General features: G+C 70.3%; 13 protein-coding genes. 3 read left to right on the top strand and 10 right to left on the bottom strand.

Annotation, left to right across the window (positions count from 1 at the left end):
- Nucleotides 1–109: 109 nt before the first annotated feature.
- On the top strand, nucleotides 110–676 hold the full coding sequence (locus SY84_RS08425; RefSeq protein WP_046845056.1) for a phosphohydrolase: 567 nt from the start codon (nucleotides 110–112) through the stop codon (nucleotides 674–676).
- Here the strand turns inward: SY84_RS08425 and SY84_RS08430 are convergent.
- Nucleotides 642–1,847: a CaiB/BaiF CoA transferase family protein gene (locus SY84_RS08430; protein ID WP_046843650.1), complete on the bottom strand. Its 1,206-nt coding sequence runs from the start codon at nucleotides 1,845–1,847 to the stop codon at nucleotides 642–644. The genes SY84_RS08425 and SY84_RS08430 overlap by 35 nt on opposite strands.
- 79 nt (nucleotides 1,848–1,926) lie before the next feature.
- Between SY84_RS08430 and SY84_RS08435 the strand changes: the two genes are divergently transcribed.
- Both SY84_RS08435 and SY84_RS08440 read left to right on the top strand, forming a co-directional pair.
- Entirely contained in the window at nucleotides 1,927–4,203 is a 2,277-nt protein-coding gene (locus SY84_RS08435; RefSeq protein WP_245621295.1) for a xanthine dehydrogenase family protein molybdopterin-binding subunit, read from the top strand.
- Between the two features lie 209 nt (nucleotides 4,204–4,412).
- Nucleotides 4,413–5,624 (top strand): MFS transporter, encoded by a 1,212-nt coding sequence (locus SY84_RS08440; protein WP_046843651.1) that lies wholly within the window; start codon nucleotides 4,413–4,415, stop codon nucleotides 5,622–5,624.
- Nucleotides 5,625–5,687: 63 nt separating this feature from the next.
- Here SY84_RS08440 and SY84_RS08445 read toward each other — a convergent pair whose 3' ends face one another.
- The 9 genes from SY84_RS08445 to SY84_RS08485 form a co-directional block, all read right to left on the bottom strand.
- On the bottom strand, nucleotides 5,688–6,362 hold the full coding sequence (locus tag SY84_RS08445) for a V-type ATP synthase subunit D (RefSeq protein WP_046843652.1): 675 nt from the start codon (nucleotides 6,360–6,362) through the stop codon (nucleotides 5,688–5,690).
- 93 nt (nucleotides 6,363–6,455) lie between these two features.
- Complete coding sequence (locus SY84_RS08450; protein ID WP_046843653.1) at nucleotides 6,456–7,871, bottom strand: V-type ATP synthase subunit B; 1,416 nt, start codon at nucleotides 7,869–7,871, stop codon at nucleotides 6,456–6,458.
- Complete coding sequence (locus SY84_RS08455; RefSeq protein ID WP_046843654.1) at nucleotides 7,868–9,616, bottom strand: V-type ATP synthase subunit A; 1,749 nt, start codon at nucleotides 9,614–9,616, stop codon at nucleotides 7,868–7,870. Before SY84_RS08455 ends, SY84_RS08450 begins: the two co-directional genes overlap by 4 nt.
- A gap of 112 nt (nucleotides 9,617–9,728) precedes the next feature.
- Nucleotides 9,729–10,070, bottom strand: coding sequence for a V-type ATP synthase subunit F (locus SY84_RS08460; protein WP_046843655.1), 342 nt, complete (start codon nucleotides 10,068–10,070; stop codon nucleotides 9,729–9,731).
- Nucleotides 10,067–11,044, bottom strand: a complete 978-nt coding sequence (locus SY84_RS08465) for a V0D/AC39 family V-type ATPase subunit (RefSeq protein WP_046843656.1) — start codon at nucleotides 11,042–11,044, stop codon at nucleotides 10,067–10,069. The genes SY84_RS08460 and SY84_RS08465 overlap by 4 nt, the downstream gene beginning before the upstream one ends.
- An 8-nt stretch (nucleotides 11,045–11,052) precedes the next feature.
- A complete protein-coding gene (locus SY84_RS08470) occupies nucleotides 11,053–11,622 on the bottom strand; it encodes a V-type ATP synthase subunit E (protein WP_046843657.1) in 570 nt (189 codons plus the stop codon).
- Between the two features lies 1 nt (nucleotide 11,623).
- Nucleotides 11,624–11,926: an ATP synthase subunit K gene (locus SY84_RS08475; protein ID WP_046845058.1), complete on the bottom strand. Its 303-nt coding sequence runs from the start codon at nucleotides 11,924–11,926 to the stop codon at nucleotides 11,624–11,626.
- A 16-nt stretch (nucleotides 11,927–11,942) separates the two neighbouring features.
- Nucleotides 11,943–14,006 (bottom strand): V-type ATP synthase subunit I, encoded by a 2,064-nt coding sequence (locus tag SY84_RS08480; protein WP_052751088.1) that lies wholly within the window; start codon nucleotides 14,004–14,006, stop codon nucleotides 11,943–11,945.
- Nucleotides 14,003–14,320, bottom strand: coding sequence for a V-type ATPase subunit subunit G family protein (locus tag SY84_RS08485; protein ID WP_046843658.1), 318 nt, complete (start codon nucleotides 14,318–14,320; stop codon nucleotides 14,003–14,005). The genes SY84_RS08480 and SY84_RS08485 overlap by 4 nt, the downstream gene beginning before the upstream one ends.
- Nucleotides 14,321–14,420 lie beyond the last annotated feature (100 nt).

The raw sequence follows: 14,420 nt of genomic DNA on the forward strand, positions 1-14,420 counted from the left end.
GCAGACGAACCCGACCGGAGGGAGTAGCAATGAGGAACGGTATTCAGGAGATGGACGGTTATCCGGTGTGGTTCCGGATAACCGGGAATCGGATGAAGCCGTGACGGGGATGGACACGTCGGCCCTGCTGACCGCCGCCGAGGCGTTCGCGGGGCCGTTCTACGCCGAAGTGGGCCGGGCGTACCACACCGGGGCGCATGTGCGGGCGCTGCTGGACGCCCTGGCTGGGTGTGGGGTGTTGACGCCCGCGCTGGCACTGGCCGCGTGGGGCCATGACCTGATCTACGACCCGCGCGCGGCGGACAACGAGGCCCGCAGCGCGGACGTGTTCGGGGCGTGGCTGGCCGCGCAGGGAGCACCCGGGGAGCTTCAGGCGGAGGTGCGGGCGCTGATCCTCGCCACCCGGCACACCGCGCCGACGACCACGCGGGTGGAGGCGCTGTTCGTGGACGCCGACCTGAGTGTCCTGGGGGCCGATGCCGCCACGTTCGATGCGTACGACCGGGCCATCCGGGTGGAGTACGCGCACGTCCCCGAGGCTGCGTACCGCACCGGGCGGGCGGCGGTCCTGCGGAGCTTCCTGAACCGCGAGCAGCTGTACCTCACGCCGGAGTTCGCGGAGCTGGAACCTCAGGCGCGGGTCAATCTGGCTCGGGCGCTGAACCGCCTGAGCTGACGTCCGCACTGAGGCCCAGTTCCGCCAGCACCTCGCCGGTGTGCTGCCCGGGCGTGGGGGGCGCGCGGCGCACCTGGAGGGCCTCCCCGCCGAAGCGCCAGGGGGGGCTGGTGACGGTCGTCTCGCCCAGGGTGGGATGCGGGACGGGCACGGCAACGCCGCGCGCCTGCACGTGCGGGTCGCGGAAGACGTCGGCCAGGTCGTTCACGGGGCCGCAGGGGACGCCCGCGACCTCCAGGCGGGTCATGAGGTCGGCTCGGGTGTGGCGGGCCAGCGCGGGGAGCAGGCGCGTGTCGAGGTCGGCACGGTGCGTGACGCGGCCCTCGTTGGTGGCGAAGCGGGCGTCCGCGCCCAGGTCAGGGTCGTCCAGCGCCGCGCAGAAGCGCCGCCACAGCGCGTCGTTCCCCACGGCGATGTTCACGAACCCGTCCGCGCAGGGGAAGGTGCCGTACGGGACGATGGACCGGTGGTCGTTCCCGGTGGGCACGGGGACCTCCCCGGTGGCGAGGTAGCGCCCCACCTGCGAGGAGCCCAGCGCGATCACGCTTTCGAGCAGGTTCACGTCCACCCGCGCGCCGCGTCCGGTGCGTTCGCGGGCGTACAGCGCCGCGAGGATTGCCTGGGTGATCAGCGCGCCGCTGTAAACGTCCGCGACCGCCACCCCGACCCGCAGGGGCTCGCCGCCCGCCTCGCCGTTGTAGCTCATGAGGCCGCCCATGCCCTGCGCGATCACGTCATACCCGGCGCGGTCGCGGTACGGGCCGCTCAGGCCGAACCCGGTGATGCTCGCGTAGATCAGGCGGGGGTGCGTGGCGTGCAGGTCGTCCCAGCCCAGCCCCAGGCGCTCCAGCGTGCCGGGCCGGAAGTTCTCGACGAGCACGTCGCTGCCCGCGATCAGGCGGCGGGCGGCCTCCAGCCCCTCCCCGGCCTTGAGGTCCAGGGTGACGCTGCGCTTGTTGCGGTTCACGCTCAGGAAGTAACTGCTTTCGCGCGCGCCGTCCGGCCCCGTCTGGAAGGGCGGCCCCCAGGCGCGGGTGTCGTCCCCGCCGGGCGGCTCGACCTTGATCACGTCCGCGCCGAGGTCGCCGAGGAGCATGGTGCACAGCGGGCCGGTCAGGACGCGGGTGAAGTCCGCGACGCGCACGCCACTCAGGGGCAGGTCTGGGGTCATGTGCCCGGATGCTAGCGCGGGCGTAGACTCCGGAGGTTCCAAGCTCGCCCCTCTCCCCCTTCTTCTGGAGGTTTCACCTGTGACCACGCCTGAACTGTCGGCCCGCACGCACCTGGGCCGTCCGCGCAAGATCATCGACGGCCTGGAGAAACTCGTGGGCCGCGCGCCCTACGTCGCCGACCAGTGGCTGCCGGGGCTGCTGCACGCCCGGCCCGTGCTGTCCCCGTACCCGCACGCGCGCATCCGGGGCATTGACCGGACGGCGGCGCTGGCCGTGCCGGGCGTGCACTCGGTGCTGCTGGGCGCGGACCTGAACGTGAAGCCCATGCACTCGCGCCCCAGCCTGCTGCTGGCAGAGGACCTGGTGGTGTTCGCGGGTCAGCCGGTCGCGCTGATCCTGGCGGACACCGAGGCGCAGGCGGCGGACGCGGCGGCGCTGCTGGACGTGGACTACGAGGTGCTGGACGCCGTGGAGGACGCGGAGGCGGCCCTGGCGGGCGGGACGCTGGTGTGGCCGCAGGGCGTCCCGAAGGCCGACGGCGGCATGGCCGGGCTGCACGGCGGCGAGGCGGGCGCGCAGGTGGCGCGCGAGCCGAGCAACGTGGACGAGGACCGCACCTTCGGGCGCGGGGACGTGGACGCGGCCCTGGCGGGGGCGGCGTTCACGGCGGGCGGGTCGTTCCGGGTGGCGGGCGTGCATCAGGGGTACCTGGAGCCGCACGCAGTGGCGGCGCAGCCCGGCGCGCGGCCCGGCGAGGTCACGGTGTACACGAGCACCCAGGGGCAGTACGTGGTGCGCAGTGAGGTCGCGGGCGCGCTGGGCCTGCGTGAGCGGGACGTGCACGTGGTGCCGCTGACGGTGGGTGGAGGCTTCGGCGCGAAGTACGGGATCATGGACGCGCTGGTGGCCGCGGCGGCGCTGCATGCGCGGCAGCCGGTGCGGCTGGTCCTGACGCGCAGCGAGGACATGCTGACCACCATGCCCGCCCCGGCCATCGACGTGACGCTGCGGCTGGGCGCCGACGCGGACGGCACCCTGACGGCCGTGGACGCGGACGTACGCATCGAGAACGGCGCGTTCCGCTTCGGGCACGGGGGGATCATCGCCACGATGCTGGGCGGCCTGTACCGCTGCGAGAACGTGCGGATCCGCACGCGCGAGCTGCTGCTGAACCGCGCGCCGGTCGGGGCGTACCGGGCGCCGGGCGTGCCGCAGGCGCTGTTCGCGCTGGAGTCCGCTGTGGACGACCTGACCCGTCAGCTGGGCGCGGACCCGCTGGAGTGGCGGCTGCGCCACGCCGTGCAGGCGGGCGACCCGATGGGCACCGGGCGGCCCTGGCCGGACATCGGGCTGCGCGACTGCCTGGAGGCCGCCCGCGCGCACCCGCTGTGGCAGGGGCGCCGCGACCTGCCCGCGCACGAGGGGGTGGGGCTGGCGGTGGGCGGCTGGCCGGGCGCGTTCTCCCCGGCGGGCGCGGTGTGCCGCGTGGACACCGACGGCACGGTGCGGCTACACGTGGGCAGCGTGGACATCAGCGGCGTGCATTCCAGCATGGTGCTGATCGCCGCCGAGACGCTGGGGGTGGACCCGGATCAGGTGGAGATCGTGCAGGGCACCACGGACAGCGGGCCGTACGCGCCGAACTCCGGGGGGTCGCAGGTGACGATCAGCCTGTCGGGCGCTGTGCTGGACGCCAGCACGCAGGTGCGTGACCAGCTGCTGGACCTCGCGGCGCGGCATTTCGAGGCGCACCGTGACGATCTGGAACTCACGGGCGGGCAGGCGCTCGTGCGGGGGATTCCGGACCGCGCCATTCCGATCGGGAAGCTGGCGGCGCAGGCGCAGCGCGCGCCGGGCGGGCCGGGCCCGGTGGTCGCCGAGGGCCGCGCGGCCCTGAAGGCGGGCGCCCCGGGGTTCATCGCGCATCTCGTGCACGTGCGGGTGGATCCGGACACCGGGGCGGTCACCCTGCGGCGGTCGGTGGCGGCGCAGGACGTGGGCTTCGCGCTGAACCCGCTGCTCGTCGAGGGGCAGATCCAGGGGGGCAGCGCGCAGGCGCTGGGGCTGGGGCTGCTGGAGGGCCTGGACTACGCGGGCGGCACGCTGGCCAACCCGAATTTTCTGGAGTACGCGTTCCCGACGAGTACGGACATGCCGCCGCTGGAGGCCCTGCTCGTGCAGCGGCCCAGCGAGCACGGGCCGTTCGGCGCGCGGATCGTGGGGGAGCCGCCGATCACGGCGGGCGCGGCGGCCCTGGCGAACGCGGTGCGTGAGGCGGCGGGTGTGCGCGTGACCGAGCTGCCCTTTACCCCCGAGGCGGTCTGGCGGCTGCGGCAGGCGCAGTCCGGGGACTGATACGGACTCCGATGGAATGGCTTGCACAGCCGTTCCATCCGAGCGGCGCGAGTAGGAGCAGAACGGGTTCCGGACGTGGAGTTGACAGCTCGGTGGTGTTCCGGTCTGTTAACGGAACAAACGGACCCCGTATGAGGCCGGTCGAGGCTCTCACCACAAAACTGGACACCGGAGTAAATCAGTTTAAGTTCTAAAGCTAAGATGGGGCCATGACGACCTCCACCTCCTCCCCCACCCGGTCCGGTCAGGCCCCCCCGGACCGGGTCACCCAGACCACGCTGCTGCTCCTCTCGGCGCTTACCATCATGTCCGGGGCCACCATCGCCCCGGCGCTGCCCGCCATGCAGGCGCACTTCGCCGACACCCCGAACGCCGCGCTGCTCGTGAAACTGGCCCTGACCATCCTGGGCATCGTGATTGCCGTCACCGCGCCACTGTTCGGGGTGCTGGCCGACCGCTACGGCCGCCGCCCGGTCCTGCTGGCCTCGCTGGCGCTGTACGTGGTGGGAGGCGGCAGCGGCCTGATCGCGCAGAGCCTCGGCGCAGTGTTGCTGGGCCGCGTGGTGCTGGGACTGGCCGTGGCAGGGACCATGACGGCCGCCGGTGCCCTCGTGAACGACCTGTTCAGCGGCGCTGCGCGGGGCCGCTTCCTGAGCCAGCAGGCGGCCTTCAACAGCTTCGGCGGCGCGGTGCTCCTGCCGCTGGGCGGCGTGCTCGCCGCTGCAGGCTGGCGCGCGCCCTTCGCGCTTTACCTCGCGGCCGCGCTGCTGCTGCCGCTGCTGCTGCGCCTCCCGCGCGGCATTCCCGGTGAGGCCCACGACCCGGCGGCGCCCGCACAGGCGCCGCGCTGGGGCGTGATCACGCTGGTGTACGCCCTGGCGCTGGGGTACATGATCGTGTTCTACCTGATGCCCGCCCAGGGACCCTTCCTGCTGCGCGCCCTGCACGCCAACCCCGGCCTGACCGGGCTGATGCTGGGCAGCTCCACCCTGATGGCCGCCGTGACGTCCCTGGTGTTCTCGCGCTTCGCCGGGCGCTTCGATCCGCGCCGCCTGGCGGGGCTGGGCATGCTGGTCGTGGCGGTGGGCTGGCTGCTGGTGTTCCGCGCGCCGGGCCTGGTGGTCGTGGAGGCCGGGCTGCTCGTCGCCGGGCTGGGCGGCGGGCTGATCTTCCCGAACCTGTACGCGTGGCTGGCCGACCTGACGCCCCCCGCGTGGCGGGGCCGCGTGACGGCGGGCATGAGCAGCGCGATCTTCCTGGGGCAGTTCCTCAGCCCGCTGGTCCTGGCCGCGCCCGCCGGGCACGAGGCGCAGGGCTTCGCGGCGGGCGCGGCGCTGGCCGCCGGGATGGGCGCGCTGCTGCTGATCCTGAGCGTGCTGGGCCGCCGCGCTCCCACAGCCCCGGTGCCCCAGCAGGGCTGACAGCAACCGGCAGCACAGGAAACCGCCCCCCGACCAGGGGGCGGTTTCCTGTGCGGTGGGGCTTCAGTCGGCGGCGCTGCCGTGGCTCTGCGCGTTCTGCGCGTCGCGGGCGGCCTCGGCTTTCGCCTCGATCTTCGCCTTGATCTTCTTCTGGGTGAATCCAGCCTCGCGTTCGCGCTGGTCGAGCACGCTGCGGATGAAGCGGATGTCGTCCTGAATGCCGGGAATCACGACCTGCTCGAGCGCGTTCACGCGGCGGCTGGTCTTCTTGATTTCCTCGCCGATGCGGCGCAGTTTCGTCTCGGTCGCGGCGACCTTGACGATCGCCTCGAGGACACCGCCGAAGTCGGTGGCGGCCTGGATGGTGCGGGCGCCGACGTTGATCGGGCTGAAGTTCGCCTGCGCGGCGCGTTCGGGCACGCTGATGCGCGGCACCTTCACGCCGTACAGGTTGTCGATCTGCATGTCGATCTGGTAGTCGCCGCTGCCGGCCAGCGAGAGGCTCTCGACGGCTTCGGGGCTGTCCCAGGCTTTCGCGCTGAAGAGGCTGGTGTACGCGCCCTTGCTGACGCCGCTGAGCTGCTCGCGGGCGGCCAGCGCGTCCTTGACGAGCGCGAAGAATTCGCCGATGAGGGCGTCACGCTTGCGCTTGAGGAGGTCCGCGCCGCCGGAGGCGGTCTTCAGGCTGGCCTTGCTGGCCAGCAGGGCGCTGCGGGTGGGGCTGATCTGTTCTGCCATGTGTGTTCACCTCCTGACGTTCTGGCGGTCATGGTCGGGGGTTGAAGGGCGAGTCCGCAAGCGGCGGGGTCACCCTTCAGCCCCTCAGGGGGGTTACTTCGTGGAGCGGCTGCCCTTCCACATCTCGTCCATCTTCGTCCCGTAGTACTTGTCGATGGAGTCCTTGCCGATACGGGTCAGCTGGCTCTGGGGGAGCTTGCTGAGGATGCCCCACGCGACGGTCAGGCTGTCCTCGATGCTGCGGTCCTGGTCGCCCTGGCCGATGAAGTATTCCTCGAAATCGTTGGCGAACTTCAGGTACAGCTTGTCGGTCTCGGTCAACGCGTCTTCACCGGTGATGGCCACCAGTTTGCGCAGGTCCAGGCCGTTGGCGTACGCGGCGAACAGCTGGTCGGAGATGTTCTTGTGGTCGGCGCGGGTCTTGCCCTTGCCGATGCCGTTGCCCTGGAGGCGCGAGAGCGAAGGCAGGGGGTTGATCGGGGGGAACACGCCCTTGGAGTTCAGGGTGCGGTCGACCACGATCTGACCTTCGGTGATGTAGCCGGTCAGGTCGGGGATGGGGTGGGTGATGTCGTCGTCGGGCATCGACAGGATCGGCACCTGGGTGACCGAGCCGGGCTTGCCGTCCACGACGCCCGCACGCTCGTACAGGCTCGCGAGGTCGGTGTACATGTAGCCGGGGAAGCCGCGGCGACCGGGGATCTCTTCGCGCGCGCCGCCGATTTCACGGAGGGCCTCGCAGTAGTTCGTCAGGTCGGTCAGGATCACCAGCACGTGGTAGCCGTGCTCGAAGGCCAGGTACTCGGCGGTGGTCAGGGCCATGCGGGGGGTGAGCAGACGCTCGACGGCCGGGTCGTCGGCCTTGTTCAGGAACAGGACGGAGCGGGCCAGGGCGCCGGTGCGTTCGAATTCCTGCGTGAAGAAGCTGACTTCGCGCTGGGTCAGGCCCATCGCGGCGAACACCACGGCGAAGTCACCCTCGTGGCCGGGCACCTTGGCCTGGCGGGCGATCTGCGCGGCGAGTTCGTTGTGCGGGAGGCCCGAGCCGCTGAAGATCGGCAGCTTCTGGCCGCGGATCAGGCTGGTCTGCACGTCGATGGTGCTGATGCCGGTCTGGATGAACTCCTCGGGCTTGGCGCGCGCGGCGGGGTTCATGGGCTGGCCGTTGATCGAGAGGCGCTTCTCGGCAACCACGGCGGGCAGCCCGTCGATGGGGCGGCCCAGGCCGTCGAAGCGGCGGCCGATCATTTCCTTGCTGACGCCCAGGCGGGCCACGTCTTCGACGAGGCTGACGCTGGCGGTCGCGAGGTCCAGACCGCGGGTCTCTTCGAACACCTGAATGACGGCGTTCTGGTCGGTCACGGAGATGACCTGACCGCCGCGGAGCTTACCGCTCGCGTCCTTGATGTTCACGATGGCGCCGTACGCGAGATCGCTGGCGGCATTCACGAACAGCAGAGGGCCGGAGATGTACGCGACGTCGTTGTATTCCTTCTGGAGGAGGGTCACGCTTTCACCGCCTTGAAGCTGCTGTCGAGCTCGCCGAGGACGCTGTCGGTGTACGCGGCGAAGTCACCTTCGGGCGTGTAGCGGGCGCGGGCGAGACGCTCGATGATGGGGCTCTGGATGATTTCGTCGATGGTGCTGCCGCTCTTGAGGGCCGCGTCCGCCTGGTCGTAGAACTTCAGGAACATGCGCATCAGGCCGTAGTTCTTGGGCATGCTGGCGCTGGCGTCGACGGGGTCGAAGCCGTTCTGCTGCAGGAAGTCCTGGCGGAGCATGCGGCCGGTCTCGATGATCAGACGCTCGTTGTCCTGCAGGGCGTCGGGGCCGACGAGCTGCACGACTTCCTGCAGCGCGGCCTCTTCCTGGAGGATCGTGCCGATGCGCTGGCGCAGTTCCGGGAAGTCCTCGCCGACGTTGGCGCGGTACCAGGAGTCCAGGATCGGGGTGAACAGGCTGTAGGAGCCGTTCCAGTTGATCGCGGGGAAGTGGCGGCGGCGGGCGAGGCCGGCGTCCAGACGCCAGAAGGCGCCGGTGATGCGCAGGGTGGCCTGCGTGACGGGCTCGGACATGTCGCCGCCGGCGGGGCTGACGGCGCCGATCACGGACACCGCGCCGTCTTCACCGGCGAGGGTCTTGACGGCCCCGGCGCGCTCGTAGAACGCGGCCAGCTTGGCGCCCAGGTAGGGCGGGTAGCCTTCTTCGGCCGGCATCTCTTCCAGGCGGGAGGAGATTTCGCGGAGGGCTTCGGCCCAGCGGCTGGTGCTGTCGGCCATCAGGGAGACGCTGTAGCCCTGGTCGCGGAAGTACTCGGCCAGCGTGATGCCGGTGTAGACGCTCGCTTCGCGGGCGGCCACGGGCATGTTGGACGTGTTGGCGATCAGGATCGTGCGGTGCATCAGGGGCCCGCCGGTCTTGGGGTCTTCCAGTTCGGGGAATTCCACGAGCACGTCGGTCATCTCGTTGCCGCGTTCACCGCAGCCCACGTACACGACGATGTCGGCGTTGCCGTACTTCGCCACGCTCTGCTGGGTCACGGTCTTGCCGGAGCCGAAGGGACCGGGGATGGCGGCGGCGCCACCCATGACCAGGGGGAACAGGACGTCCAGGATGCGCATGCCCGTGAGGAACGGCAGGCTGGGGTCGAGTTTCTTGGTGACGGGGCGCGGGGCGCGCACGGGCCAGTAGTGGGCCATGCGCAGCTCGGTGCCGTCTTCCAGTTTGGCAATGGTCTGGTCGATGTTGTACTGACCGGCCGGGGCGATCCAGGCGACCTTGCCACCCTTGTCGGGGGGCGTCAGGACCTTGTGCGTGAAGCTGAACTCGGGCACGGTGCCCAGGATGGCGCTGCCGCCGACAGTGTCGCCGACCTGCACGCTGGGCGTGAAGTCCCACAGCTGGGTGCGGTCCAGGCTGGAGACCTCGATGCCGCGCGCGATGAAGTCGCCGCTGGCCTCGCGGATCTTGCCCAGGGGGCGCTGGATGCCGTCGTAGATGCCGTTCAGCATGCCGGGGCCCAGTTCGACGCTCAGGGGGAGGCCCGTGGTCTCGACGGGTTCACCGACGGTCAGGCCGCTGGTGTCCTCGTACACCTGGACGAAGGCGGTGTTGCCGTCCAGTCGGATGATCTCGCCCACGAGGCGTTCCTGGCCCACGCGGACGATGTCGTACATTTTCGCGCCGTACATCCCGTCCGCGATGACGGCGGGTCCGGCGATGCTCTTCACGACGCCGCTCTTGTTCTGCGTCATTACGTTCTCCTTCGGAGAGGTTGATGGTGGAAAGTGGATGGTTGACGGGTCAAGCGTTCAGTCACTGAAAGTCCTGTGTACCATCATCCCTCTGCTTTCGACCATCAACTCCTTACAGTTTGATATCGAAGCCGATGGTGTCGCGCACCAGTTTGCCCATGTAGGCCTTCGCGTCGACGGTGTCCGGGTTGAACGCGTCGCGCAGGCTGGGGATGGGCAGCAGGATCGGCAGGTCACGGCCGCGCATGACGCGGGCGGTGGCACTGGCCGGGTCCGGGATCAGGCCGGTGTCGACGGCGACGAGGCCGTACTGACCTTCGGTGATCAGGCGTTCCAGGGTGGCGAGGGCCGTGTCGGGGGTGGCCTCGATCACGGCGGCTCCGGCGAGGCGGTAGCCGGTGGCGGTCTCGGCGTCACTCAGCACCGCGACGCGTTGCGTGTTGGGCTGGGTCATGCCTGCACCTCGCGGCGGATCTGGTCGGTGGGCAGGTCGTAGAACTTGCCGCGCCCGATCAGGCGGAGTTTGGCGATCTCGATTTCCTTGCGGCGCAGGAAGTCCAGGATCACACCGACACCTTCCGGGTCACCGGCCGCGACGTTGCGGGTGGCGGTGTCCAGGGCGGTGCGGGCGGCGACCTCGGCGTCTTCGAGGCTGGGGGCGTCGAGGATCGCGCTGACGTCACTCAGGCCGCCCGCGTCGCCGCCGCTCAGGCGGGCGTAGCCGGCCGCGTCGAGCTTGCCGCCGGCGACGAACAGACTGGGGTCCAGGGGCTGTCCGGCGCCCGCGCGGGCGATCAGGGCGTTGGTGATGTCGATCTCGCGGCTCAGGTAGCGGCGCAGGCTGGTGTTGCGCGCCACGCTCAGGGCGTGCCGGTAGTAGCCCTGGTCCAGCGCGACTTCCAGGTCCAGCATGCGGTTGCTGCTGGCGTAGGCCTGCGCGGCCGTGCGCATCGCGGCGGCCAGCGGGTGGCCGCTCAGGGCGATGGCGGCGGCGGCGCCGGGCAGGTCGGTGCTCTGCGCGGCGGCCTGCAGCGCGGCGGGTTTCAGGGTGCCGCCGGGGATCAGGTTCGCCAGGATCGCGTCGGTGCCGCGGCCGGTGATGATGCCGCGGGCGACGGTCTTGAGGTTCACGAGGTCCCATTTCATGAGCAGGGCCTGGATTTCGCGTTTGGCGTCGCCGTCGGCGAAGCCCAGGACCTTGCGGGCGGTGTCGAACAGGTTGCGGCTGAGCGCCTGGTCCAGTTCGGCGAGGCCCGCCTGCTCGGTGGTGGTGTCGCGCAGGTTCGCGGCGAGGTCCGTTTCGGTCAGGACCCGCAGGAACTCCTGGTAGCTGCCCGCGGCGAGCGCCGAGTCAAGCGAGCGTCCGTCGAGCAGTTTGGTCCGCATGATGCGGACGCGCGTGTTGATGTAAGCGTAGTCGTCGGGCATGTCGGTCCTTACTCGGCCAGCAGTCGGCTGATCTGCGGGGCGAGGTCGCCGCGCACGCGGTTCAGTCGACCCACGAGCGTGTTCTGAATGCTGGCCTTGCCGCCCTTGCCGACCAGGCGCACGCCGGTCTTGACCTGCTCGTTGGGGCGCACGTCCAGGTGCCGGCCCAGCTGTGCCAGGGCCTGACGGACGGCGTCGTGTTCGGCCAGGGCCGCCTCGACCACCTCGGCGTCGGGCAGGACCTGCAGGGCTTCTTGCAGGAGCTTGCTGACGATCATGGGGTACTCGGCGGAGGTGGTCACGGAGTGCAGGTACTGCTCGGAGACCGTGAACGCCTGCGCCTGGAGGCTGTCGGCGGCGGCGAGACGCTGCGCGCTGCTGTCGAGGTCAGCGGCGCTGCGGGCGCGGACCAGTTCGGCCTGACGCGCGCCTTCCAGCTGGCGGGTGCGGGAGTCGATCAGGGCCTGGGCCTGTTCGTGGGCCTGGGCGACGATCTGCTCGGCGCGGCCCTGGGCCTCGGCGCGGATGCGCTCGATTTCCTGCTGGGCTTCGTTCTCGAGGAGCTTGTCGAGCGCCATATCAGTTCAGGATGAACAGCGCGAGGAAGCCGAAGATGACGAGGGTTTCGGGCAGCAGGAAGTACAGCAGCAGGCTGCCGGCCTTGCTGGGGTCCTCGGCGACGGCGCCGACGAGGCTGGAGCCGATGCGGGCCTGGGCGATGCCGGTGCCGATGGCGCCGAGGCCGAGGGCGAGGCCGGCGCCGACGGCGCGCAGGCCCTGGTACAGGCCGTCGTTGTTGGCGGCGCCGGCTTCAGCGGCGAGACCGGTGCTGACGAGGGCGAAGGCGAGGGAGGCGAGGACGATCTTGTTGTACTTGGTCATGGTGAACACTCCTGGGTTATTTAACCTGCCCCTGGGCGGGGCTGAGGCGACGAAGGGGGTTGTAGCGGGGGCTGGAGTCGGCGTTGAATCCGGTGGGGTTGAGGAACTCCACCATGTGAAGACGCAGCGGCTGCAGCACGTGGCCGATCAGGGTCAGGGCCAGCACCAGGAAGTGCAGGACCAGGCCCAGCAGGATACCGATGATGATGCCGAGGAAGCCGATGTTCTCGTACAGGCTCCAGCCCAGGTCGGTGCAGAGCTTGGCGAGAATGGCGGACACCAGACCCACGGCGAAGATACGGGCGTAGCTGACGACCGCGCCGCCCTGCGAGAGCAGTTCGATGGGCAGCAGCGGGTAGTGCTTGATGACGCGCAGCCAGCCGACCACGAAGGCGGCGAAGCCGACGTACATCAGCAGCACGCGGGGGTCGCTGAAGTTCGTAAAGGCGCTGAAGTCCTTGCCCGCCTTGGTGGCGAAGGCCATCAGGATCAGGGCGCCGACGCCGCCGAACAGCGCGATGCCTTCCCAGGTGTGCACGGGGTCCTTGTGCTTGAGGCCTTGCTGGATGCGGATGGCCCAGCCCCACAGGACCTGCAGGATGCCGAAGCACAGCGCGAAGACCAGGGCGACGTTGCTGAAGTACCCGGTTTCCAGGCGCGGGAAGAGGATCGGGAAGAGGTGGAAGAGTGTCTTGTGGGCCTCGGCCTCTTCGGGGTAGCGGATGCCGGTCCAGCCCCAGAGGCTGTTCAGCAGTTCCGGGTTGATGTAGAAGATGCCGAAGTGCTCCAGGAAGGTCCCGAAGAACTCGCCGGTCAGGAAGCCCCACAGGATGGTCCAGGCGGCCATGACGTTGGTCACGAAGCCCAGGTCGCGCAGGGTGGCGGGCGGCACGTACGCGCCGAAGAAGCTGAGGTCCCAGCCCTCGTTGCGTTTGGCCTTGCCGAGCAGCCACATGCCGAACCACAGGAACAGCAGGCCGTAGCCGATGTCGGCCATGATGATTCCGAAGAACAGGGGGAAGAACAGCGCCACGACCCAGGTGGGGTCGAAGGTGCCGTACTTGGGCGGCGTCATGAGGCCCATCACGGTCTGGAAGGGCTTGACGTAGCTGTTGTTCTTCAGTTCGACGGGCACGAGGTCGTCGTGGTGGTCGTCGACGGGGTGCAGGTCGTAGCTGACGGCGCTGCCGAAGCGGTCCAGGGCGCCCTTGAGGGCCGCCAGGCGGTCCTCGGGGACGTAGCCCTGCAGCGCGAGGCTGTACTTGCCGCGCGCGGAGACGGCCCGGACGTCGTGGATGGCCACGCGGTCTTTCAGGGCGTCGCGGATAGCGTACAGCGCAGGTGCGTGCGCCTGGGCCAGGCGGTCGCGCTCGGCGTTCAGTTCACCCAGGCGGGCGGTGCCGGTGCGGGCCACGCGGTCCATCTCGGCGGCGGCCTCGCCCAGCGGCAGACCGTCGAAGCGGCCTGGCAGGCGCAGTTCGCCCAGGCGGACCTTGCCCAGCGCGGCGCGCGCGAGGTCGCGTTCGCTGCGGCGGGTGGCGATCAGCCCGACGCGGTTGGCGCCGACGGTTTCGGTGGCCAGGACGTAGCGGTCGGCCAGTTCGGCCTTCAGCGCGGCGTCCAGTTCGCCGGAGTTGTCGGTGGCCTGCAGCACGAAGGGCAGCAGCGACACGCGCTGGCTGCGGTCCAGGCTGCCGGCCATGCGGCCCAGGGCGCGCACGGCGTCGCCGTAGGCGCTCTCGGCGTCCAGGTCGGCCTGGAGATCCTGACGCTGACGGGCTAGGGCAGCGGTGGGCTGCGCGGCCTGTTCGATCAGGTCGGCCCAGCCTTCTGCGGCGGGAAGGGAGGCGGGCGCGGGTCGGTAGCTGCCGAGTTCCGCGAGGGTGCTCTCCGCGCGGGCGAGCAGGCGCTCGTCCTCGCGGCGGCTCTGGGCGTCGGCCCCGGCGAGGCTGCCGGTGCTCAGCGGGCCGCCCGTGATGGGCTTGAGGTGCAGCACCCCGGCGTCCTGCAGCGCCGCAATGACCGCTTCACTGTCGCGTTTGCGCGTGGCGATCACGACCTGCTGCATGGGGTTGATCACGGAAGCACCGCCCTCATGATGGTGTCCACGGCCTCGCCCAGCTTGGCTTCCGCGCGGGCGCGGATGGCCTGCGCCTGCGTCTGGGCCTGCACGCTGGCGTCCTCGCGAACCTGCTGCACGTCACGTGCCAGCTGCTGGTCCTGCTGGGCCTGCATGGCCTTCACGCGGTCCTGCGCGTCGCGGAGGATGCTGGCGGCCTGCGCCTGGGCAGCGTCCACGGTCTCCTGCGCCTGCGCGCGGGCCGTTTCGATCTGCGCGTCCAGCGCTGCCTCGCGGCTGGCCAGTTCACTTAAGACTCGACTTGAGACGTCCAAAACTCACTCCTCCTTTCCCGTCGTGACTCAAGCACCCCGGTCAAGCGCCCCATGAACGTCATGGGGTGTGGCGGGGGTGCGGTGAGTTTTTCGGTGGCCC

Origin of the sequence: Deinococcus soli (ex Cha et al. 2016), from assembly GCF_001007995.1 — a bacterium.
In the GTDB taxonomy this organism is placed as follows: Bacteria; Deinococcota; Deinococci; order Deinococcales; family Deinococcaceae; genus Deinococcus; species Deinococcus soli.

Excerpts from the sequence above, each read along its gene's own strand:
- SY84_RS08425 (WP_046845056.1), top strand. The coding sequence starts at position 110 with ATGGACACGTCGGCCCTGCTGACCGCCGCCGAGGCGTTCGCGGGGCCG.
- SY84_RS08430 (WP_046843650.1), bottom strand. The coding sequence starts at position 1,847 with ATGACCCCAGACCTGCCCCTGAGTGGCGTGCGCGTCGCGGACTTCACC.
- SY84_RS08440 (WP_046843651.1), top strand. The coding sequence starts at position 4,413 with ATGACGACCTCCACCTCCTCCCCCACCCGGTCCGGTCAGGCCCCCCCG.
- SY84_RS08445 (WP_046843652.1), bottom strand. The coding sequence starts at position 6,362 with ATGGCAGAACAGATCAGCCCCACCCGCAGCGCCCTGCTGGCCAGCAAG.
- SY84_RS08455 (WP_046843654.1), bottom strand. The coding sequence starts at position 9,616 with ATGACGCAGAACAAGAGCGGCGTCGTGAAGAGCATCGCCGGACCCGCC.
- SY84_RS08460 (WP_046843655.1), bottom strand. The coding sequence starts at position 10,070 with ATGACCCAGCCCAACACGCAACGCGTCGCGGTGCTGAGTGACGCCGAG.
- SY84_RS08465 (WP_046843656.1), bottom strand. The coding sequence starts at position 11,044 with ATGCCCGACGACTACGCTTACATCAACACGCGCGTCCGCATCATGCGG.
- SY84_RS08470 (WP_046843657.1), bottom strand. The coding sequence starts at position 11,622 with ATGGCGCTCGACAAGCTCCTCGAGAACGAAGCCCAGCAGGAAATCGAG.
- SY84_RS08475 (WP_046845058.1), bottom strand. The coding sequence starts at position 11,926 with ATGACCAAGTACAACAAGATCGTCCTCGCCTCCCTCGCCTTCGCCCTC.